The sequence below is a fragment of the Enterococcus sp. DIV1298c genome (assembly GCF_017316315.1).
Classification (GTDB): domain Bacteria; phylum Bacillota; class Bacilli; order Lactobacillales; family Enterococcaceae; genus Enterococcus_B; species Enterococcus_B mangumiae.
In genome coordinates this window covers 80921-104452 of record NZ_JAFLWG010000014.1, presented here as the reverse complement: position 1 = coordinate 104452, position 23532 = coordinate 80921, and the positions used below count along the sequence as shown (strand labels likewise).

The window sequence follows — 23532 nt, the reverse complement described above, 5'->3', positions numbered from 1 at the left end:
AAAAGTGGGCTGACGAATCATAATTGATTCATCAGTCCACTTTATTATAGAGCCTCTTTTTTTTGTTTTTGAAATAGCGTATAACGTACTCACAAAGCATACATCTGAGTCAGTTCTTAGATGTGTGCTTTTTTTGACTTTTCGAAAACAAATGAATATATAAAGCTAAATAAAACACTTAGGTAAAAAGATTTTTTTGTTTTTCTATCAGAATGTTTCAATAAACAAAGTCATAGCATGCTGAAGTTCCGTTCCTATCATATTTTTTCAAGCAGGGAATTTTTTATTTTGTTTTTATATAGAATCTCTTTCCCTTATTTCTCTACTGTAAATTTTTACTATCCCTATTTTTAATGTTATAAATGAGTAATTTTTTCGTGATTTCAAAATAAATGGGTAAGTTTTATGTTAGTAATCACTATACTAGAAATAGACGTTTTGACCGAGCGTAGCCCGGAAAAGCTAACAATCATCTTTCCAATATAGGAGTTAGATCATATACATATGTGGCTTTGAGAACAGTAAAAATATTGATTATAGGAGAAAAATAATGGAGATAGAAGAAACGCTGAAAGATAATAATAAAAATGAATTTAACCAAAAACTGGAGATATTAACTTTAGCACTCTCGCTAAAAGAAAATAATCAACGAATTGCTTCACCAGAGTTTTATAAGGCATTATACTCAACCTATATAAAAATGTTTGAGAATGATAAAGACCAGTTCTTTATTGACAAAGAAAAGCAAGGAAAAGTGATTGAGTCGTTGAAACGATCGATGGCTTTTTATAACACCAATGATTCAAGCTTTCTACAAAAAGCTTTTGATAAAATGACAAATAATGACCCAACAGATTTCATGCTTATCCCAAATTTGAACAGGTTAGATGAACAGGGGGGGATTCCCCCTTATTATAGTGGATTGCTTCTTTATAAAAAAGAGAATGATTTATTTGTCGTCTACGTAGATCGTAAAGATCAGTTTGAGAGAGGGCAGGTATCTTATACTAGGATTCCAGCATCGAAAGTAACAGATTTAAGCAAAGTGATTTCTCATGAGTGGAATGTATTAAATCCGGGCGCATTCTCTCTATTCAAAGATATCGAATTGATGTCAAGTGGATTTAAAGGAATTCCTCCGTTGAATATGCCGAGGCAAGGAATAGATAGTAAAATCAGTGCAGTAGAGGATGCTTTAAAGGTGGCATTATTCCACTGTGGTTCAGATATGTTTTCGTTAGATACTACTGAAAAGATCATACCTCTATGGAACAATAAAGTTACCGACGCATTTATAGAAATGCGTAAGAGGTTTCTTGAAGCAGTAAAAAGTGAGAATAAAGTGTGGAATGAACCGTTTGATTACGTTTTTGACTTCTATTTATATCGTACAGGAAAGAGTAAAATCAATGAATTTTTACCTGATCTTAGTAATCATGAATGGTGGGACAGGACGATTCAGCATGCTTTCGAAAATGATCCTTACATTCATGTATTGGAGAGTAGTAATGGGCAAATCAATACGTTGGATGAAGAGCAACTCCAAAAAACGGTTGAGTTGGCTGTCAAGCCAATGGAAGTACTGTATGGTAAAAAGCTTAAAGACGTGGACACTACTGATTTGATAGATAGTCTTTATCTTGATGGGGTACTGATCACAATGTATGAAGATCGCTTGGCAATGATCAAGAATCCTCAAGTAAAAGAAATGAATCAACGGAGCCTCTTAAGATTAGAAGAACGATACCAAGAGGTAAATAGAGAAATAAAGCAGCGTATCTTACGTGAAAGAAAAAAATTTAATCTAGAAAATAATAGACACTGGCTAATGAAGCGGGTATCGAATATTGCGCCAACAAGTATCAGTAAACTTTTCAAAAAAGAGAGTATAAATCAAAGTGAAATATATGATTTTAAACAAAGGCTGGATATGTTGGCTTTAGTTTTGTCGCTTAAATCAAATAATAATAGTCATTTTTTTCCGGGAATGTATAAATTATTAATTCCGACCTATATTAAAATGCTAGAAAATGATCAAGATAGTTTTTTTATTGATAAAAAAAGACAATCAAATATTGTCCAATCATTAAGACGAACGACAGAGGTTTATGAACTAAAGAAGGTAAAATATTTACAAAACATGTTTGAAAAACTACGAAATAATGATCCTACAGACTTTGTGCTTTTACCAACTAGATTTCAACTATTAGACCCAAAAGAAAGTGGTCATGCGATTGGTTTGGTAGTTTATAAAAGAGACAATGAGTTTGTTGTTTTACAAGTCGATAAACAGCAATTTTTTGGTCGTGGTGCGGTCTCTTATGTGAAGGTTCCAGAGAAAAAAATCAAGGATCTGAGTCAAATACTGCTCTCTACGAAAAATTATTTTGATTTAAAGCCATATGGCATATTAAAAAAAATCGAAGCAATTTCTCATAAATTCAAAGCAATTCCCTCAATAAAACTAGCGCGTCAAACAACTGGTAATTGTACGATTATTGAAATCGAAAGTACTTTGAAGATGATCCTATTCAATTGTAAGCAAGATATTTTTCGTTTGGACCCCTCTGAAATAGTTACGCCTAAATGGAATATGAGGGTACAGGAAATAGCAGCGTTAGAGATGAAGAAACGATTCGTTACTGCAATGAAAGGGCCAAACCAAGACTGGAATAAAAATTATGATCATGTGTTTGCTTATTATCTTCTTCGAAAACAAAAATCGAGGCAATGGGGAGAAGCAGAGGCCCTTACACAGAAAAATACTTGGTATGCAAACATTCGTCATTTATTTCGGAATGATCTTTACATATTAGAAATATTCAATAATGGTGGAAAGATTCCAACTGAATTTGATCAGCGTTTAAAAGAAAAAATCAACAAACTAATAGGACCAACAGGCATCTTGTTGAACAGAGAAATCAGAACTTTCGAGTTATCTGAATTGTATCGAGCATTGCATGCCAATACACTTGAAGTGGAATTGTTACAAGCGAGGCATCCGTATCTCAAAATTCCTATTGCAATCGCAATCGGAGATTATTATATGGCTTGCATAAAAGCAAAGAATGTTGAAATAGAAAGTGAGATCCGCCGACGTATAAGCCTCGAACAAAAGAGATCTAGTCAACAACTACACAATCAATCACTAGCTAAAAAGTCAGTTAATCCTAACACACATAACCCAGCAAGAGAGGGTGCGAAAAGTAACTTTTCTTTAGCGTGTGAGCGAGTGAAACGACTAGCTGTATCTGAAAGGCGAGATGTAGAAAGTAATGTAAGATTAAATAATAAGAATTGTCTTATCAAATAAGGTCACTAGAAAGTTCATTTATGATTACAAAATAGCTATTTTGGAGGGAACATGATTAACGAGGAAAATGCAGAAGTAAGCACCGCACCGGAGAATGATTTCAAACCAAGACTAGACATACTTTCGATGATCCTATCCTTAAAAGCAAATGATCGTGAAATCAAGCATACAGATTTTGAATTGATTTTTTCGCTGTTCAAAAAAATGATCCAAAATGATCAAGATGATTTTTTCATTGATAATAAACGGCAACCGGATATTGTTGCATCATTAGAGCGCTCGGAGCAGCTTTATCAAATGGATAAAGCTGAGGAGATACAAGAATTATTCATCGATTTGAAGACGGACGATCCAACAGATTTTCTTCTATTCCCCGTTTGTTTTTGTGTGAATGAAGAGGAACGACCGCCTCGTCATTTAACTGCTTTGACGTTCTACAAAAAAAATGATCATTTGCTTATGATTCATGTCGATAAGGAAAAATACTTTAAAGAATCGACTGTTTCTTATGTAGAGATACCTATGACGAACATGGAGCTATTAAGTGAACTCCTCTTTTTTTCCCGGGATCGTATCGAATCTGGCGCCTTTAGTGTACTGAAAAAAATCGAAACGATTGCTGGAGAATTCCAACGTCTTCCGATGATCGAAATGAAAGGACAAATGATAGGCAACTGTGTGGTTAGCGAAATCGAAGCAGCTTTGAAAGTCGCCTTGTTCAACTGTAAAGTAGGCTTATTCTCGTTTGAGGCGGATGAAGTAGTGATACCAAAATGGAACTTGTTCCATGACGATTCGACGTTAGAAATGCGTCTAAGATTTTTGGAAGCACTCAAAGTAGCGAATCCAGAATGGAATGCCCAGTTTGACTATATCTTCGATTATTATTTATACCGAAAAGGGCACACTACAGAAACCTCACTCTTACATATCAATCGTTCGACCTATCAGTGGTATAACCTCATTCAGACAGTTTTTGAAATGGATCCGTATATCCATGAAATGAAGAATGGTAATGGAAATCCACCGGTTTTGGATGAAACAAAATTAGTAAAAAGACTCGAAAAAGTAGTTGAACCATTAAGTGAATTGTATCAGGTGGCGCTTAAAGACGTGAATGAGGAGGAACTGACACGAATGCTTAAATTTGATGGCTGTTTGCTTTCGATTGTCGAAGATAGATCAGCCATCATGGAGATCCCAGTGGCAAAAGAAATGAATCAATGGTTACTTTCAGGGCTTGCAGACCGTTTTGAAGAAAACCTTGAAGAATTAAAAAGACGTGCTGAAGTAAGAAAGAATGAATGGCAAATCTCACATGAAGAGAAAGGATTCGCTCAATTTGCCGAGCCGTGGTTACCGACAAGCAACACTCATTTTTCACAACCAGAGCAACTCGAAGTGAAGGAAATAGATGAGTTTGCAAGAAGAATCGACATGTTGGCTTTGACTTTATCACTAAAATCATCTAACAATTTTTGTGTATCACCAGAAAATTACGAGTTGTTGTTTTCAACTTATATCAAAATGATCGAAAATGACCAAGACGATTTTTTTATCGATAAAAAAAGACAACCAAAAATCATTCGTTCGTTGGAGCGAACAATTGATTTGTATCATTTGGCTCAGCCCAATGATCTAAAGATTGTTTTAGAGAATCTGAGAAATAATGATCCAACAGATTTTCTACTTTTTCCGACGAGTTATTTTTTTCCAGATCCTGATGAACTTGGGTACGTCTGTGGTCTGACGGTCTATAAAAGAGGCGGGCAATTTGTTGTGATACAAGTGGATAAAGAAAAAGTGATTGGTGCTGGTTCTGTGTCTTATGTCCAGCTCTCAGCAGCTAAAGTAGAAGAGTTAAGTAAGGTTCTCTTTTCGACACGAGATTTACTAAATTTTCGTCCCTATGAGACACTCATAAAAATCGAAGCTCTTTCTCATCCGTTCCAAAAGATCCCTGCGATTCAATTAGCACGCCCAATGTCTGATAATCATGCGGTGAGTCAAATCGAAACGACTTTAAGAATCATTCTGTTCAATTGCAATCATTCGCTGTTTGATTTGCCTCATCGACCTAAAATCACACCAAAATGGAATCGTCAGCTCCCGTATCCAACGTTAGAGATGAAGAGAAGGTTTGTTCATGCGCTCAAAGGCGATAATCCAGACTGGAACCAACAGTATGAGTATGTTTTTGGCTTTTATCTATATAGGAAATATTCCTATAGCCAAATCAAATATGGGGTTCTCGCTAACCAAAAAGATGAATGGTACCAAAATGTCTATCTATTATATGCAAATGACCCGTATATCAAGGTGATCCTGAACAATGGGGGATATATTCCGAGTGTGTTAAATTCGCATATCAAAGAAGTGATTTTAGAAGTAGTTGATCCAATCGGGCAGTTATATCAAAGTAAGCTAAGGCAAGTTGAGTTAATAGATTTACATGATGCGGATGAGAGAATCAGAAAAGAAATACAATTGACAAGAGAGCGAAAAGCATATATCCAGATACCGATAGCTGAAAAGATCACAAGTTCTTTGATTATAGGTCTCCAGGAAAAAAGAAAGGACATCCAGGAGGAAATCAAGTACCGCGATAAAAAGAAACAGCTTGATATATTTTCTGAGAAATCAACTCAGATCAATCAACAATGGTTTCCATTTTCTTATCATCACAGGAGTACGCAAACCGCGCACCCACTTCCAGCTAATTCTGAACAACTAGCGGTTTGTTCATCACAAAAAAATAAACTCTCTTCGGTGCTTGCTCATGTCAAACAGCATGCACAAGTAATCAGCAAAGATTTAGCGAGAAAGCCAGCAGTCTATGAACTGAAAAGACAATAGAAAATCAAAGGTAAGCACTTCTTATGCTTCCTGTTGCTGAAGTAGGCAATCGCTTATTTTTTACATATACAAAACTTTCTCTTTTTTCTAAAAAGTAACAAAAAAACGAGCGTAAAATCGGTTTATCTGCTATACTTGACTCGTTGCAAGTTCCCGAGAGGATCCGTACGAACGGAGATGCCTTGTAACCGAATTTAACTAGGGGGAATCATATTATGGTAGAAAGACATTTATTTACATCAGAATCTGTTTCAGAAGGACATCCGGATAAGGTCGCTGATCAAATCAGTGATGCGATTTTAGATGCGATTTTAGAACAAGATCCAAATGCAAGAGTAGCTTGCGAGACTTCTGTAACGACAGGACTTGTCTTAGTATTTGGAGAAATCTCTACGACAGCTTACGTAGATATCCAAAAAGTAGTACGTGAAACAGTAAAAGAAATCGGCTATACTCGTGCAAAATTTGGCTTTGACGGTGATACTGTGGCAGTATTGGCAGCAATTGACGAGCAGTCACCAGATATCGCTCAAGGAGTCGATGAAGCACTTGAGATTCGTGACGAAAAAGAAAGAGATTTACTCGATGAGATCGGTGCGGGTGACCAAGGTTTGATGTTTGGTTTTGCGGTAGACGAAACGCCGGAATTAATGCCTTTACCAATTGCATTAAGTCATCGTTTAGTACGTCGTTTAGCTGAACTGCGTAAATCAAAAGAGTTAACTTATTTACGCCCAGATGCGAAGTCACAAGTAACAGTTGAATACAACGATCAAGGGGAACCAGAACGAGTTGATACGATCGTCATTTCGACACAGCATGATGATGCGGTTGATAACGATACGATTCGTCAGGACGTCATTGAAAAAGTGATCAAAGAAGTCATTCCTTCAGAGCTTCTTGATGAGCAAACAAAATATTATATCAATCCTACTGGACGTTTTGTGATCGGCGGACCTCAAGGGGATGCTGGATTGACTGGACGAAAAATCATCGTTGACACATATGGCGGCTATGCTCGTCATGGTGGCGGTGCGTTTTCTGGTAAGGATGCAACAAAAGTGGACCGTTCAGCAAGTTATGCGGCACGCTACATTGCAAAAAATATCGTAGCAGCAGGACTTGCTCGCAAAGTAGAAGTCCAATTAGCCTATGCTATCGGTGTGGCGCAACCCGTTTCCATCTCGATCAATACATTTGGAACTTCAGAAGTGCCGGAAGAAGCATTGATTGCTGCGGTAAGAGAAAACTTCGATCTACGTCCTGCGGGCATCATCGAAATGCTCGATTTGCGTCGTCCAATCTACAAACAAACAGCTGCATATGGACACTTTGGTCGTACAGATGTTGACTTACCATGGGAAAAAACAGATAAAGTAGATGCACTAAAAGCTAGTTTAGCTAAATAATTTATATTTGAATTGAACGCACTCGCTGAGTGTGAGAAGCATCAAATGTAGACCAGTAAGCCGGGATATTCGAAAGTAGCTGATGCTACTTTCAGGATATGTTGGCTTTTTTATTCGAGTCGAAGCTTTCGAGGCAGATGCTACGTTTTGAATGATTTTAGGTACTAAAAGGGAGTGAGCGTAAAAATGGAGAGAAAAACAAACGTGACAGTCGTAACGATTTGCGTATTTATCGCTACGTTTATGACCGCCATTGAAGGAACGATCGTGACAACTGCGATGCCAACGATCGTTGGATCACTGCACGGAATGGAAATGATGAACTGGGTATTCTCGATTTATCTATTAACGAATGCGATGTTGACACCGATCTATGGGAAACTTGCAGATAAAGTTGGTAGAAAACCAATTTTTATTTTTGGTACGCTATTATTTATTATTGGTTCGCTCTTTTGTGGACTTTCCCAATCGATGATCGGTTTGATCATTTCCCGTGCAATCCAAGGAATGGGCGCAGGCGCAATGATGCCAGTCGCATTGACGATCATTGGCGATCTTTATACGATTGAAAAAAGGGCAAAAGTATTAGGGCTAAATAGTTCAGCATGGGGCATTGCCAGCGTGTTTGGTCCTTTAGCTGGTGGCTTTATTGTTGAAGCGTTGAGCTGGCATTGGATTTTCTTTATCAATGTGCCGATCGGTTTGTTACTAATGGCGTTGATCTGGTTCTACCTCAATGAACCAAAAACAACGCGTGAAGCAAAACCAATGGATCTGAAAGGCAGCTTTAGCTTGATGTTCATGTTGGTGTTACTTTTATTAGGGTTTCAATTACTCGGTGATCAGGGGCTGACTCCATTTGTGTTGGCGTTATTAGTTGGTAGTGTTCTTTGCTTTTTCCTATTCTTATCTGTGGAGAAAAAGGCAAAAGATCCGGTCATTATGCTTGATCTATTCCGAAATCCGCTATTTGTCGTCGTGAATGCAGCGGCTGCTTTAGCTAGTGGCTTTTTAATGGGAATCGATGTTTACATCCCCATGTGGATGCAAGGGGTATTAGGACTAAATGCGGCAATCGGTGGGTTAGTCTTAGCACCGCTTTCGCTTGTGTGGATGGTCGGTTCATTCTTAGCAAGTAAGTGGATGACACAGATGACGACTTACAAAGTATTACGCATCGGGTTGCTCATTACGATCATCGGCGGCGCAGGACTTTGGTTGATGCCTTTTCAAAGTAACTTCTTATGGTTTTTCTTGATTTCAACCGTTATTGGTGTTGGATTAGGGATTACGATGACGACATCTACTGTCAGTGCGCAAAACAGTGTGCCTTCAGAACAACTAGGAGTCGCTACCTCATTCAATACGCTAGTGCGTACGATCGGTCAAACAGTGATGGTTGCTGTTTTTGGGTTGTTGATCAATCGAGTCACACAAGCTGAACTAGCTGCCAGCCAATTGACCGACGATCAAGATATCATGAACAAACTAGTCAATCCGCAAACAGCAAAATTGATCGATACAGAAATATTAACGCCGTTACGAGAGATTTTGTATCATGGGCTACATCAAGTCTATCTAGTGGGCTTATTGTTAGTCGTTCTTGCGCTAGGCTTGACATTTTTAATCCGGCAAAAAAATGCTACAATAAGAGAATACAAGTAAATTGACAGATCGTAATCAGAAAAATGATCTGAATAAAGTAAAGAAGGCGACATTCATATGGCATTTATCCAAGCAAATGTTTATTCAAATGTGTTAGAAATGGAAGTAAATCTAAATGTGATCTTACCTCAGACAACGAAAAAAGTGATTGGAAAAAGCTCGTTAGCAAATACGACAGACGTTCCTGTGCTTTATTTGTTACATGGGATGGGGGGCAACCATAGCGTATGGCAACGCCGAACTTCGATTGAGCGATATGCGGCAGATTATGGATTGGCTGTCATCATGCCATCGACTGATTTAGGCTGGTACACGGACACGACTTACGACATGAACTACTGGACCTTCATTTCAGAAGAACTACCAGAGATCTGTCATGAGTTATTCCCACAGTTAACGACGAAGCGCGAAAAAACATATGCAGCTGGGCTTTCTATGGGTGGCTACGGCGCATTGAAACTCGGTTTAGCGAAAGCGGAACAGTTTGCAGCGATCATTTCTCTATCTGGTGCTGTGTCGGTAGGCAATCGAATGGAAGATCTACTAATGATCCGTCAAGCGAAATTCTGGGAAGGGATCTTTGGACCATTAGATCGTATTCAAGGTTCAGTCAATGATCCAGCCTATCTTGTCGAAGCATTAGCAAGTAGTGGCAAAGAAGCGCCACGCATCTATCTCGCTTGTGGAGAATCAGATTTTCTTTATCAAGCGAATCAAGAGATGGCCGAGACATTAAAAGAAAACAACATCGATGTGACATTCGAACATGGGCCCGGTGACCACGATTGGATTTTTTGGGATCAATGGATTCAACGAGCACTCGCATGGTTGTTCAACAAAGAATAGGAAAAAGATTACCGAAGTGACCAAAAATGGTCACTTCTTTTTTTGTGGATTCGAGCAAAATAGGTGCTAAATTTATTGGACATATGGATAATAAAGAGAAATTCGATAACGTACCTTTTATGGTGTCAGAGAGAAAAATCAGGAAGGGAGTAAAGGAGATTTAAAAACAGGTGCTTCAAACTTTCTGTCTATCATAAAAGTAGTTCCAGCGTTTTAAAATTACAGGTTGATTTCTTTTTTTAAACATGGTAAATTGTTAGTCGGTCTAATTTTTACTCATTATAAAATAGGTCGGTTTATTCTAATAAAAGAGAGGTGTAAGTCACAAATATGAAGCTTATTTTAAAACATGCAAAAAACTATCGATTGGCTGTTTTTGTTTCTTTGCTTTCTGTCGCACTGATGGTGACAGCCGCATTATGGCAACCTAAGTTGTTACAACAAGTACTAGAAGCAATCATCACCGAAGACAGCGACGAAATGCGATCAATCGGCATTTCTTTGATTAGTTTAGCACTCCTAGGTTTAGCAGCTGGGGTCACGAATACGATATTTTCTGCTAAGGTCGCTCAAGGTGTCAGTGCAGATATCAGAGAGGAAGCATTCCGTAAGATCCAAACATTTTCGTTTGGGAATATCGAACAGTTTTCTGCTGGAAATCTAGTAGTACGTTTGACGAATGATATTACTCAGATCCAAAACTTAGTCATGATTTCCTTACAATCGTTGTTCCGTATCCCATTTCTGTTTATTGGCGCATTTATTCTTGCGATGACAACGATGCCTCAATTGTGGTGGATCATCGTTCTTTTGATCGTTGCGGTCTTGTTGATCACAGCGCTATCCTTTACACGTATGGGCAAGCATTTTATGATCATCCAAAAGTTGATCGATAAAGTAAATAGTATCGCAAAAGAAAACTTAATGGGTATTCGTGTCGTCAAATCGTTTGTCCAAGAAGAAAATCAACTAAAAGAATTTAGCAAAGTCAGTGAAGATTTAACGAAGCATAACATCATTGTTGGTACATTATTTTCAGTAATGATCCCATCTTTCATGTTAGCCGCGAACTTAGCGGTAGTAGGGGCAATCTTTTTTGTGAGTGATCTTGCAAAAGATGATCCGACTTTGATTGGCGGTATTGCCTCATTTATGAACTATTTGATGCAGATCATGATGGCGATCATCATTGGTGGAATGATGATGATGATGACTTCCAGAGCTGCGGTTTCATTAAAACGGATCAAAGAGATCTTAGATACTGAACCCGACTTAACTTATTTAGATGTACCTGAACAAGAATTAACTGGTTCTGTTCGTTTTGAAAATGTATCTTTCCGTTACCCTGGAGATGATGCAGATACACTCAAAAATATCACTTTTTCGATCGAACCTGGTGAAATGGTTGGTATCGTTGGTGCCACAGGTGCTGGAAAATCAACCTTAGCACAATTGATCCCACGATTGTTCGATCCAACGGAAGGGAAAGTAGAAGTTGGTGGTGTTGATCTACGACAAGTGAATGAACATAGTTTAAGAAAAACCGTCTCGTTTGTTTTACAAAAAGCGATTCTTTTTTCAGGCACGATTGCCCAGAATCTACGTCAAGGGAACAAGAATGCAACAGAAAAGGATATGGAAAATGCTTCTTCTATCGCTCAAGCCAAAGAATTTATCGAGAAATTAGCTGATCGTTATGAAGCACCAGTCGAAGAACGTAGTAGTAACTTTTCTGGTGGACAAAAGCAACGTTTATCTATCACACGTGGTGTGATCGGTCAGCCAAAAATCCTGATTCTAGATGACAGTACCAGTGCATTAGATGCCCGTTCAGAAAAACTGGTTCGCGAAGCCCTTGATCGTGAGTTAAAAGACACGACAACGATCGTTATCGCTCAAAAGATTGCTTCTGTTGTCAAAGCAGACCGCATCTTGGTACTAGATGAAGGAAAACTAGTGGGTGAAGGAACGCATGAAGAACTCGTTGCAAACAATCAGGTATATCAAGAGATTTTTGAAACTCAAAAAGGAACGGAGGAGTAGCCATGACTGATTTGATTAAAGCAAGTAAGTTTTTCTATCATTATTTAAAGCGGTACAAGGTTTCCTTCTTCTTTATCTTTATTACTGTGATTGCAGCAACTTACTTACAAGTAAAAGCACCTCAATATATCGGGGAAGCTTTCCAAGAATTAGCAAATTATATTACTGCTTTGATGCAAGGTGTCGATGATAAAAGCAATTTCCTTTCGATTATTTGGAAGCTTTTGATGTTTTATGTTTTAGCCAGTGCGACAAATTTTATTTACAGTATTTTATTTACACAAGTGGTTGGGAAATCAACGAACCGGATGCGTATTGGTCTATTCAATAAATTAGAAAAATTAACGATCCGCTTTTTTGATTCCCATCAAGATGGGGAGATTCTTAGTCGCTTCACTAGTGATTTGGATAATATCCAAAATAGTTTGAACCAAGCACTTCTTCAAGTGATCACGAATGCGGTTCTATTAGTTGGTATCTTGATCATGATGTTCCGCCAAAATGTCCAACTTGCTTGGGCGACGATTGCTTCTACACCGGTCGCGATTTTGATTGCTGTCCTAGTCATTCAAAAAGCCCGCAAATATGTCGATATCCAACAAGATGAAGTCGGTAAATTGAATGGTTATATGGATGAAAAGATCAGTGGGCAACGCGTGATCATCACGAATGGTCTGCAAGAAGAAACGATCGAAGGTTTCTTAGCTCATAATCAAACTGTTCGTGAAGCAACATTTAAAGGACAAGCATACTCAGGGTTACTTTTCCCAATGATGCAAGGTATGTCTTTAGTCAACACAGCGATCGTGATCTTCTTTGGTGGCTGGTTAGCGTTGAATGGTGATTTGGAACGTTCAGTAGCGCTAGGATTAGTAGTTACTTTCGTCCAATATTCCCAACAATATTATCAACCATTGATGCAAATTTCTTCTGGCTACAGTATGATCCAGTTAGCGATCACTGGAGCGCGAAGACTGAATGAAATGTTTGCTGAAAAAGATGAAGTGAAACCACAAAACGGCAAACCGTTTGCGGGGATCGAAAAGGGCTTATCATTGACGAATGTTGATTTTGGCTATAGTCCAGAGAAATTAGTCTTAAATGATGTTTCCATTGATGTGAATAAAGGCGAGATGGTTGCTTTAGTAGGCCCAACTGGTTCAGGTAAGACAACGATCATGAACTTGTTGAATCGCTTCTATGATGTGAACGGTGGCTCTGTGAGCATTGACGGAACAGATATCCGCGAGTATGATTTAGACGAATTGCGTCGACATGTCGGCATCGTTCTACAAGAATCCGTTCTATTTTCTGGCACGATCCGAGACAATATTGTCTTTGGTAAACCAGATGCAACGGATGAAGAAGTAGTTAGCGCAGCGAAACAAGCAAATATCCATGACTTTATCCAGACGCTCGAACATGGCTATGATACCCACGTCTCTGAAGAAAATAATTTGTTCAGTACGGGGCAAAAGCAATTGATCAGTATCGCGCGAACAATCATCACGAATCCAGACCTATTGATTTTAGATGAAGCAACAAGTAACGTGGATACAGTAACTGAAGCAAGAATCCAAAAAGCAATGGATGAAGCGATTAAAGGTCGAACAAGTTTCGTGATCGCCCATCGCTTGAAAACGATCTTGAACGCTGATCGCATCGTTGTTTTACGTGATGGTAAAGTGATCGAAGAAGGAAACCATCATCAATTATTAGCAGAAGATGGCTTTTATGCAGAGTTGTATCATAATCAGTTTGTGTTTGAATAGGTGGTGGGAGAGAACGAATGTCTCACTCCCGTCATTGTGTAACGAATGTTCAAATGGAAGTCGAAAAACACCAAATCAAGAAGCCCTTGGTTTGGTGTTTTTCATGTCATGCAGTCTGATTGGCGTGTTTGGATGAATCCAAACATGAACCTTGAAAAATTAGCAAGGCTCCCGTACTTATGTAACAAAAGTTATGGCAAATAGTTTTCAGTTATTAGAAAGTGAATCTGTGATTTCTTATTAAGTCAGGTCAATGATTTTAGAAATCATCACTATGCAAAATAAAAAGAACTTAGTCAAGTATTCCTCATGATAATCGTTTGATCAATAGAAGTGACGATGAATTTCTATTCTAAATACACAGACACACTGGAATATTAATTGTATTATAGTATAATTTATTCAACAAAGAACAGGTTCATATTACGACCAAAACCCACTAGCTGGCGGGCTAGTGGGTTTCTTTTACGTTTCAATAGGAATTAACGGGTAGGCTTACTGTCTTTTTTTGGCAATTCTACAATCAAACCATTTGCAGATGTAATGAGCGGTTACTTCTGCCGTGATTACAAAGATAAAATCAAAGAATAGATTCATGAGTACATCTTACTTCCCTTGTCCGAAACAGACCGAAATAATTTTATAGCACATTTGAAATCTCCAATTTTAGATGAGGTGGCTATTCGTTTATTGAGGTGAGGTAGTTTTTTTATAAAAATAAATCAGAGAATATATAGTATGAAATTTTTTTTTAAAGAAAAAAGAAAAATTTCCCGATATTCTAAAGTTGATATAATTAATTATAGAAGAATAACTATTAATACATCATTTAGTTGTATGCCCATGCATAATGAACTCATCCTAACTTCACTTGCATATAAATATGAAGACTGCATGTCATACTTATATAAATATAAAAATGAGGAGGAGGAAACTAAATCTAGTTTGAGCGTTAGTAGGAGTAGTTGGAAATGTTCCATGCAGTAAAAATGAAAAATGTGATAAAGAAAGAAGGGAACTTAAGATGTGGAGAGAAAAGCAATTTAGTAAAGTGATCGATTTGATTAGTGTTATAGCAATCACTCTGATATTGATATTTTTCATGCCAACTAAAATTGTAGAAGCGCAACCGCTAGTAGAAGCAGATGATTCTACCGTTCTTGTAAAAGAAGAAGGAGGTAGTGTAGTAGAATTTGACTTATCAAAAAACATGGTACAGACTAAAGAGATGCATTTGGCAAGTGGTACAATAGCGAAAATTGTTGCTGAACCAGTGTTTGATAACCATTTACGTTTAGGTAATGGAGTATGGAACATCTATTATTATTCAGTAATTTTTAATTGCGGATTTAATATTAGAGTAAGTAGCAATAGTATTAGTAGTGCTTATGATCCTTGGTACTATCATTTGGGGGTTAGTGTAAAATCTAGTTCATTGAAAAGAGATAGCACAAAACAAGCAACTTATTATTTCGAGTTTGGAACTCCGATATGGGATTTTGGCGGATGGAGTGGCTGGTTAAGAGCATCAATTAATAGCTCAAATAATTTGGTCGTAACTGTTAAATAGGATGGGGACTTTAGGAATAATAATGGCCATCATCAGTTTTATTTTGGCAGTAGGCATAACAATATTGATCATTCGTGTGCTAAAACAGTATTTCACCAAATCATAGGTCAAACGTGATTAAGTGAGGGTCATTAAGAAGATAGGATTCTAATTGATAGTTAGGGGCCTGCTAAAAAATGAAAAACCTCTTTATCTTCTCAGTTGTAACATACTGGGAGATAAGGAGGTTTTTATTCGTAGTATAAAGTTAGTTACGTACTTTCTTTTTCTCGATACAATACAAGATCGGTGGATTGTTTTTTTGGTTGATAAATTGATAATTCAAAACGTTGAATTGTTCTTGGGGTAATGCTTGGCAAAAACTTTGGACCATATCTAGTTCTGCTTCGCCACCTTCATGTCCATAATAAACGACAATGATCATGCGACCTTGTGGGACGAGTCGTTTTAAGATCTCATTCATCGCTGTTTTTGTTGTGTCAGGTAGTGTGATGATCGATTTATCACTTTTAGGCAAATAGCCTAAGTTGAAGATGCCGGCTTTGATTAGCTGTTGTTCAGGAATGACCTCAGCGATCGTTTCATGTCCTTGTAAAAACAAGGTTGCTCGTTCCGTCAGATCATTTTCTATCAATTTTTGCTGGGTGGCTTCGAGTGCTTGTTTTTGGATATCAAAACTATACACTTGACCAGTTCGTCCAACTTTTTCCGCAAGAAATACAGTATCGTGTCCATTGCCCATCGTGGCATCAATTACATGATCACCCGGTTGAATGATCTCTTCCAATAGCGTATGACTAAAATGCAGTGCCGTTTTCAACATCCGCTTTTGACTCCTTTTCGAATATCATATTTCCCTTGGTAGCTATTGCGCCGAATCATTTCCTCATCGATCGCATTCAAGACTTCCCACTTCTTCAAACTCCACATTGGACCGACTAATGAATCCCACGGAGCATCACCAGTCAAACGGTGAATGATGATCTCTTGAGGAATCATTTCGAGCTGGTCACAAATGACCGATACATAATCGGCTCGACTCATCAATTGCAGTCTTCCCTCATGATAGTCACGTAACATTTTTGTTTTACGCATCAAGTGCATCAAGTGTAGTTTGATTCCTTGGATATCAGAATCTAAGATCGTTCGTCGGACATTTTCCCGCATCATATCCAATGATTCTCCCGGTAAACCGTTGATTAAATGCGTACATACGCGTATGTTGTGTTTCCGTAGTTTCGCTACACCGTCAAGGTACGTTTGATAATCATGTGCCCGATTGATCAAGACGGAGGTTTCTTCATAAGTCGTTTGTAAGCCCAATTCTACCCATAAGTATAAACGTTGATTCAATTCAGCTAAGTAATCCACGACTTCATCAGGCAAGCAATCTGGTCGGGTACCAATCGATAGCCCAACAACACCAGGCAAGTTGATGACTTGTTCAAAGCGTTCACGGATAACTTCAACAGGTGCATGTGTGTTCGTGAAATTTTGAAAGTAAACGATGTATTGGTCCACTTGTGGCCATTTTTTGTGCATCATATCGATTTCTTTTTGAAATTGGATAGGCAAGGGATCTTCTGGGGCAACGATCATATCACCAGATCCCGAAACACTACAAAACGTACATCCGCCATGAGCCACTGTACCGTCACGATTGGGACAATCAAAACCACCGTCGATCGGTACTTTAAAAATTTTTCCACCAAACTCATGACGTAACGCATAATTCCACGAATGGTATCGTTTATTTCCTTCTGCATAAGGAAAATCCATTAGTAATCCCTCTTTCTGTTTGAATGTAAAAACGGTAAACGTTGTTGGACATACCAAGGATAAGACAAGCATAACCAGAAAAGACTCAAGCTATATCCACCAAGGATATCACTCGGATAATGGACCCCTAGATACACACGACTAGCGCCAATGCTTAAAATCAGTACGCCTAATAATACTTGGATCATCCAAACCCATTCTTTCGTCTTGATCAACGAAGACATCAAAAAAATCAAGGTGCCATATAAGATCATACTTGTGGCGGCATGTCCACTTGGATAACTGTAGGTCGTTTCGACAACTAAATGTTGCAGACTTGGGCGATCACGCATCACCAATAGTTTGATCAGTGGGTTGAAGATCCCGGCAACTAGTACAAAATTGAAGACGAACCAATAGAGTTCTTTTCTTTTTTTCTTGAACCATAGCCAAAAGGCAACTAAAGCGAATACTAAAATCACCGTTGTGGCATTTCCAAATGTCGTGATAAAGCGCTGAAATGGATTCCAGTCAGGATAAGGGATACGTATCCAATGGGTCAACGTCTGATCAAAATCAGATAATCGTTCAACGCGAAATAAGACAAGCAGACTCAAAGCTAAAAAAAGCAAGAAAAAGCTTGCGGCTGAAACTTGGAAGGCTTTTTTATATTTCATTTTATTCCTCCTTCATGCTCCATTATTATAGCATTTATTTAAGAAGGAAAAACAAGAGTTTTCTATTCCTTTGAACCTAGATCGAAGAAGAAAAATGATTTGTTATGCGTCTTGTAATGTAATGGCAACTCTAAAGTAATATAACTGACATATTTAATTTTAAAAATAGATTGACGTATATAATTTAATAACTTCATATCGTTTAAATAAAGGGTTAACAAATGCGCAAAACTGGAAAATTACGAAAGATTACATATAGATTACAAAACATCGTAATAGTCTTAAATAACTTTTAATAAATTTTAAGAGAAGTTATAATTATTGTTAAGAATATATAATAGTAATTAAATACGGAGGATAGTATATGCAAAAGGAATTAGTAGGACGAAAAGAACGCAGACGTCTGGAACAAACAAAGCGTTACCGTAAAGTGAAGCGAAGTGCGGCAATCGTCGGAACCGCAATGGTTGGCTGTTCAGCAGTAGCACCAGTACTACAATCAGTAGCTGTAAACGCTGATGAAACGCCAATTCAAATGAATTCACGTATCAATACCGCAGCATTTATCACAGAAATTGCCACATTTGCACAACCCATCGCTAATGCGAATGATCTATACGCTTCAGTGATGATCGCACAAGCAGTCGTTGAAAGTGGTTGGGGAGGCAGTACATTATCACGTGCGCCGTATCATAATTTATTTGGGATCAAAGGAAGCTACCAAGGACAAACTGTTTATATGGATACGCTTGAATTCTTGAATAACCAATGGGTGACGAAAAAAGAACCATTCCGTCGTTATCCTTCTTTCGCAGAGTCTTTTAGTGACAATGCCTATGTACTTAGAAATACTTCATTTGGTAATGGCTACTACTATGCGGGCGCTTGGAAGAGCAATACACGTTCTTATACGGATGCAACTGCCTACTTAACAGGACGTTATGCGACGGACCCAAGCTATGCGACAAAATTAAACAATTTGATCATGACGTATGGTTTGACGAAATATGATACACCAGCAACTGGAAACGCAGGCGGTGGAGCGACTACTGGCGGCGGCAATACGATCAATCCAGGGAATACAGGAAGTACGAACACAGGAAACACGAACACTGGAAGTACCAACACAGGAAGTACTGGTGGAAGTACAAGTACTGGTTCAACGACGTACACAGTCAAATCTGGTGATTCAGTTTGGGGCATCTCAAATGCACACGGCATCTCAATGGCACAATTGATCGAATGGAATAATATCCAAAATAACTTTATTTATCCAGGACAAAAATTGACGATCAAAGGCGGAACAGCTGGCGGATCTTCAACAACAAATTCAGGAAACAATACGACTTCAGCAGGTAGCAGTTCTGCTGGAACGACAACTAACAATTCATCTGGTACACGTTATACAGTCAAAGCAGGTGACTCTGTTTGGGGCATCTCAAATGCGCATGGTATCTCAATGGCGCAATTGATCCAATGGAACAATATCAAGAATAATTTTGTTTATCCAGGTCAAAGCTTGATCGTTTCAAATGGTGGGGCTTCTGTAAGCACACCTTCGACACCAAGTACAACACCGTCAACGCCGTCAACACCAAGTACAGGTACTCCAGCTTCTGGTGCAAGATATACGGTCAAAGCAGGGGATTCTGTCTGGGGCGTTTCCCATGCACATGGTATCTCAATGGCACAGTTGATCCAATGGAACAACATCAAGAATAACTTTATTTATCCAGGTCAGCAGTTGGTCGTTTCAAACGGCGGTTCTTCAAGTACTGCTTCAACGAATACGACAACTTCAACACCTGCTAACAACACAACTACATCAAATACAGCAAGCCAAGGCTCAGGGACTTATACGGTCAAAGCTGGAGAATCTGTGTGGAGTGTAGCAAATAAAAACGGTATTTCGATGAACCAATTGATCGAATGGAACAATATCAAAAACAACTTTATCTATCCAGGTCAAAAACTGATCGTAAAAGGTGGCAGCACAGCGACACCAGCGGCTACGCCGACGACAACACCGACAGCGACACCAACACCAAGTACACCAAATACGTCAGCAGCGACAAACACATCAACGTCTGGTGATACGATCTATACAGTTAAAGCCGGTGAATCTGTGTGGGGTGTAGCCAATAAACATGGAATCACGATGGATCAATTGATCGAATGGAACAACATCAAAAACAATTTCATTTATCCAGGTCAAAAAGTGATCGTGAAAAAAGGCAATACAACAGTAGCGCCTACTTCTAATGAGGGCAAACGTTATACGGTGAAAGCTGGAGAATCCGTTTGGGGCGTGGCAGATAGCCATGGTATTACAATGGCACAATTGATCGAATGGAATAACATCCAAAATAACTTCATCTACCCAGGTCAAAGCTTGATCGTTGCAAAATAATCGCTTCAACTGAAATAATAGTTGAAGGATTCGCTAATATTTGTTACTATGAAGCTACTAAAAATTTAGTTGTTCAACGTTTGAAAAGGAAGTAGTAAAAAGTCGAAAGTTATAGAGAGCACATGGTTGGTGAAAATGTGTACGGACGCTTTTGAACTCGCCTTTGAGTTGCACCTGCTGAACGATTTCTTCCAGTAAGCAGAGGCGGTGACGACCGTTACAACGTTCAAGGTCTTGTTTAGCAAGGCAAAATTAGGTGGTACCACGTAGATTACGTCCTATAAAAAGAGCAATCTTTTTATAGGATTTTTTTGTTTTTTCGTGGGCAGGGACTACAGGATAGGTCACTACATCAAAACAGGAGGTTCAAGATGAGCTATAATCACAAGGAAATCGAAAAGAAATGGCAAAAATATTGGGCAAAAAACAATACTTTCAATACGCATGATGAACCGGACAAACCAAAATTCTATGCGTTGGATATGTTCCCGTATCCATCAGGACAAGGACTGCATGTCGGACATCCAGAAGGGTATACCGCGACAGATATCCTTGCTCGTTTCAAACGTAGCCAAGGCTTCAACGTACTACATCCAATGGGGTGGGATGCGTTTGGTCTACCCGCAGAACAGTATGCGTTAGATACAGGAAATGACCCAGCGGAATTTACGCAAAAAAATATCGAAACGTTCCGTCGCCAAATCAATTCACTTGGTTTTAGTTACGATTGGAACCGGGAAGTAAATACGACAGATCCAGAATACTACAAGTGGACACAATGGATCTTTACTAAATTATATGAAAAAGGGTTAGCCTATGAAGCAGAAGTAGCAGTGAACTGGGTACCTGAACTAGGTACAGTGATCTCAAACGAAGAAGTGATCGACGGCAAAAGTGAACGTGGTGGCTATGATGTCATCCGCAAACCAATGCGTCAATGGATGCTGAAAATCACCGCTTATGCAGATCGTTTGATCGATGACCTCGAGCTTGTGGATTGGCCCGAAAGCATCAAAGAAATGCAACGTAACTGGATCGGTCGTTCAGTCGGAGCAAATATCACGTTTAAAGTGGCTGGCACAGACAAAGAATATACGGTCTTTACCACACGTCCAGATACGTTATTTGGGGCAACCTACTCTGTGCTAGCACCAGAGCTAGACTTAGTTCGTGAGATCACAACTCCAGAACAAAAAGAAGCAGTCGAAGCGTATATCGCAGAGACAGCGAAAAAATCAGATCTTAAACGAACAGATCTTGCTAAAGAAAAAACCGGCGTATTTACAGGGGCGTATGCGATCAACCCAGTAAATGGTAAGGAAATCCCTATCTGGATCGCTGATTATGTGTTAGCTTCTTATGGCACAGGTGCGATCATGGCAGTACCGGCACATGATGAACGTGATTACGAGTTTGCACAAGCGTTTGATCTAGAAATCTTACCAGTCATCGAAGGTGGCGATACTTCAACAGCTGCCTACACAGAAGATGGTGCGCATATCAATTCTGATTTCTTGAACGGATTGAATAAAAAAGAAGCCATCGATGCGATGAATCAATGGTTGGAAGAACATGGCGTTGGGAAAAAAGAAGTCAGCTATCGCTTGCGTGATTGGTTATTTTCTCGTCAACGTTATTGGGGAGAACCAATCCCAATCATCCATTGGGAAGACGGCACAGTGACAACAGTAGCAGAAGAAGAATTACCACTACGTTTACCAAAAACAAGCAATATCCAACCAAGTGGCACAGGGGAGTCACCATTAGCAAACATTGACGAGTGGGTCAATGTCGTTGATCCTAAAACAGGTAAAAAAGGCCGTCGTGAAACGAATACGATGCCACAATGGGCAGGAAGCTCATGGTATTACCTACGCTATATCGATCCACATAATAAAAAAGAATTAGCTAACTATGAAAAACTAGAACGATGGTTACCAGTAGATATTTATATCGGTGGGGCAGAACATGCGGTACTTCACCTATTGTATGCTCGCTTCTGGCATAAATTCCTTTACGATATTGGCGTGGTACCAACAAAAGAGCCTTTTGAAAAATTGTTCAATCAAGGAATGATCCTTGGAGAAAACAACGAAAAAATGTCTAAATCTCGTGGCAATGTCGTCAATCCTGACGATGTCGTAGAAGCATATGGTGCGGATACGTTACGTCTCTACGAAATGTTCATGGGCCCATTAGACGCATCGATTGCTTGGAGTGAAAATGGATTAGAAGGTAGCCGTAAATTCTTAGATCGTGTTTGGCGCTTGATCGTGGACGAAAACAATAAAATGCGTGATCGGATCACGACACTGAATGACGGTAAACTTGACAAAGTATATCACCAAACAGTTAAAAAAGTCACAGAAGATTACGAAAATCTACATTTCAATACAGCGATTTCTCAATTGATGGTCTTTGTCAATGAAGCATATAAAGTCGATGCCTTACCTTATGAATATATCGAAGGCTTCGTTCAATTGCTAGCACCAATCGCTCCTCATATTGGGGAAGAGCTATGGGCGATCTTAGGCAATGAACAAGATCTTTCTTATGCACCATGGCCAACTTATGATGAAGCTGCTTTGATTGAAGATGAAGTAGAAGTCGTCTTCCAAATCAATGGAAAAGTTCGTGCAAAAGCCAGTGTTGCACGTGACTTATCAAAAGAAGAACTAGAAAAAACAGCGATGGACGATGATAGCATCAAAGAACAATTAGAAGGAAAAACAATCAGAAAAGTGATCGTGGTTCCCAATAAATTAGTCAACATCGTCGCAAATTAATAAGTAAGCATTAATAAAAAAGTATAAAAATGAGATGCCACATTCGCATGAAAATCATTTAGATTTCATGAGAATGTGGTTTTTTATAAATTTCTTTTTGAGGGAAATATTATTGTCAGTGATGCTCGCTCATTTTTACTCTATCTAGTTAACTCCTTTTGTTCAAGAAATAGTAAGCAATCTAGTGAAAATAAGTAAAATATAAAGTCGGAAAACAATAGTTATCAATTAGAGTTAATGTGTGGAGTATTTTTTTACCTTGCTAATGGTAAAAAAAGATTTTATTAGTATTTGGAAATTATAGATAATATCTATAGGACATATATATTTTTTACTTTGTAGAGAGGAGTGGATGATCGATTTCATATACATGATCTTGCTTTTGTGAAGGGACCTGAGCTAACTACATATCTTTTATTTACAGGTG

The 23532-nt window shown here is 38.6% G+C and carries 13 protein-coding genes, 1 riboswitch and 1 other annotated feature; of the genes, 10 read left to right on the top strand and 3 right to left on the bottom strand.

Annotated features, from left to right (window positions below; genetic code table 11):
- The first annotated feature begins 550 nt into the window (after positions 1 to 550).
- The 8 genes from JZO83_RS04230 (at position 551) to JZO83_RS04195 (ending at position 15474) form a co-directional block, all read left to right on the top strand.
- Complete coding sequence (locus JZO83_RS04230) at positions 551 to 3313, top strand: hypothetical protein (RefSeq protein WP_207115067.1); 2763 nt, start codon at positions 551 to 553, stop codon at positions 3311 to 3313.
- Positions 3314 to 3364: 51 nt separating this feature from the next.
- Complete coding sequence (locus tag JZO83_RS04225; protein ID WP_207115066.1) at positions 3365 to 6169, top strand: hypothetical protein; 2805 nt, start codon at positions 3365 to 3367, stop codon at positions 6167 to 6169.
- Between the two features lie 138 nt (positions 6170 to 6307).
- A riboswitch (SMK box riboswitch) is annotated at positions 6308 to 6387 on the top strand.
- Entirely contained in the window at positions 6385 to 7578 is a 1194-nt protein-coding gene (metK, locus tag JZO83_RS04220; protein WP_206853789.1) for a methionine adenosyltransferase, read from the top strand. Its footprint overlaps the riboswitch before it by 3 nt.
- Before the next feature lie 186 nt (positions 7579 to 7764).
- Positions 7765 to 9243 (top strand): MDR family MFS transporter, encoded by a 1479-nt coding sequence (locus JZO83_RS04215; protein ID WP_207115065.1) that lies wholly within the window; start codon positions 7765 to 7767, stop codon positions 9241 to 9243.
- Positions 9244 to 9300: 57 nt separating this feature from the next.
- The gene (locus JZO83_RS04210) at positions 9301 to 10089 is read left to right on the top strand and encodes an alpha/beta hydrolase family protein (protein ID WP_207115064.1); all 789 of its coding nucleotides are present in this window, start codon (positions 9301 to 9303) and stop codon (positions 10087 to 10089) included.
- 330 nt (positions 10090 to 10419) lie between these two features.
- Positions 10420 to 12132, top strand: coding sequence for an ABC transporter ATP-binding protein (locus JZO83_RS04205; protein ID WP_207115063.1), 1713 nt, complete (start codon positions 10420 to 10422; stop codon positions 12130 to 12132).
- A 2-nt stretch (positions 12133 to 12134) separates the two neighbouring features.
- A complete protein-coding gene (locus JZO83_RS04200; protein WP_207115062.1) occupies positions 12135 to 13904 on the top strand; it encodes an ABC transporter ATP-binding protein in 1770 nt (589 codons plus the stop codon).
- A gap of 1024 nt (positions 13905 to 14928) precedes the next feature.
- A complete protein-coding gene (locus tag JZO83_RS04195) occupies positions 14929 to 15474 on the top strand; it encodes a DUF5626 family protein (protein WP_207115061.1) in 546 nt (181 codons plus the stop codon).
- Between the two features lie 247 nt (positions 15475 to 15721).
- On the opposite strand, the gene JZO83_RS04190 is transcribed toward JZO83_RS04195, so the two are convergent.
- From JZO83_RS04190 to JZO83_RS04180, 3 genes are read right to left on the bottom strand one after another with little or no spacing between them, the layout of a single operon-like run.
- Positions 15722 to 16297, bottom strand: coding sequence for a class I SAM-dependent methyltransferase (locus JZO83_RS04190; RefSeq protein WP_207115060.1), 576 nt, complete (start codon positions 16295 to 16297; stop codon positions 15722 to 15724).
- A complete protein-coding gene (locus tag JZO83_RS04185) occupies positions 16291 to 17253 on the bottom strand; it encodes a TIGR01212 family radical SAM protein (protein ID WP_207115059.1) in 963 nt (320 codons plus the stop codon). The genes JZO83_RS04190 and JZO83_RS04185 overlap by 7 nt, the downstream gene beginning before the upstream one ends.
- On the bottom strand, positions 17253 to 17909 hold the full coding sequence (locus JZO83_RS04180) for a phosphatase PAP2 family protein (protein ID WP_207115058.1): 657 nt from the start codon (positions 17907 to 17909) through the stop codon (positions 17253 to 17255). Before JZO83_RS04180 ends, JZO83_RS04185 begins: the two co-directional genes overlap by 1 nt.
- A gap of 364 nt (positions 17910 to 18273) precedes the next feature.
- Between JZO83_RS04180 and JZO83_RS04175 the strand changes: the two genes are divergently transcribed.
- Together JZO83_RS04175 and leuS are read left to right on the top strand one after the other, a co-directional pair.
- On the top strand, positions 18274 to 20319 hold the full coding sequence (locus JZO83_RS04175; protein ID WP_207115057.1) for a LysM peptidoglycan-binding domain-containing protein: 2046 nt from the start codon (positions 18274 to 18276) through the stop codon (positions 20317 to 20319).
- A gap of 72 nt (positions 20320 to 20391) precedes the next feature.
- Positions 20392 to 20603 (top strand) — a binding site (T-box leader).
- A gap of 87 nt (positions 20604 to 20690) precedes the next feature.
- Positions 20691 to 23105 carry a leucine--tRNA ligase gene (leuS, locus tag JZO83_RS04170; RefSeq protein ID WP_034689778.1) on the top strand — a complete coding sequence of 805 codons (2415 nt, stop codon included), beginning with the start codon at positions 20691 to 20693 and terminating at the stop codon, positions 23103 to 23105.
- Positions 23106 to 23532: the final 427 nt, after the last annotated feature.

Bases quoted from the DNA above. Each gene is read 5' to 3' on its own strand.
- JZO83_RS04230 (WP_207115067.1), top strand. From the start codon at position 551: ATGGAGATAGAAGAAACGCTGAAAGATAATAATAAAAATGAATTTAAC.
- JZO83_RS04225 (WP_207115066.1), top strand. From the start codon at position 3,365: ATGATTAACGAGGAAAATGCAGAAGTAAGCACCGCACCGGAGAATGAT.
- metK (WP_206853789.1), top strand. From the start codon at position 6,385: ATGGTAGAAAGACATTTATTTACATCAGAATCTGTTTCAGAAGGACAT.
- JZO83_RS04215 (WP_207115065.1), top strand. From the start codon at position 7,765: ATGGAGAGAAAAACAAACGTGACAGTCGTAACGATTTGCGTATTTATC.
- JZO83_RS04210 (WP_207115064.1), top strand. From the start codon at position 9,301: ATGGCATTTATCCAAGCAAATGTTTATTCAAATGTGTTAGAAATGGAA.
- JZO83_RS04205 (WP_207115063.1), top strand. From the start codon at position 10,420: ATGAAGCTTATTTTAAAACATGCAAAAAACTATCGATTGGCTGTTTTT.
- JZO83_RS04200 (WP_207115062.1), top strand. From the start codon at position 12,135: ATGACTGATTTGATTAAAGCAAGTAAGTTTTTCTATCATTATTTAAAG.
- JZO83_RS04195 (WP_207115061.1), top strand. From the start codon at position 14,929: ATGTGGAGAGAAAAGCAATTTAGTAAAGTGATCGATTTGATTAGTGTT.
- JZO83_RS04190 (WP_207115060.1), bottom strand. From the start codon at position 16,297: ATGTTGAAAACGGCACTGCATTTTAGTCATACGCTATTGGAAGAGATC.
- JZO83_RS04185 (WP_207115059.1), bottom strand. From the start codon at position 17,253: ATGGATTTTCCTTATGCAGAAGGAAATAAACGATACCATTCGTGGAAT.
- JZO83_RS04180 (WP_207115058.1), bottom strand. From the start codon at position 17,909: ATGAAATATAAAAAAGCCTTCCAAGTTTCAGCCGCAAGCTTTTTCTTG.
- JZO83_RS04175 (WP_207115057.1), top strand. From the start codon at position 18,274: ATGCAAAAGGAATTAGTAGGACGAAAAGAACGCAGACGTCTGGAACAA.
- leuS (WP_034689778.1), top strand. From the start codon at position 20,691: ATGAGCTATAATCACAAGGAAATCGAAAAGAAATGGCAAAAATATTGG.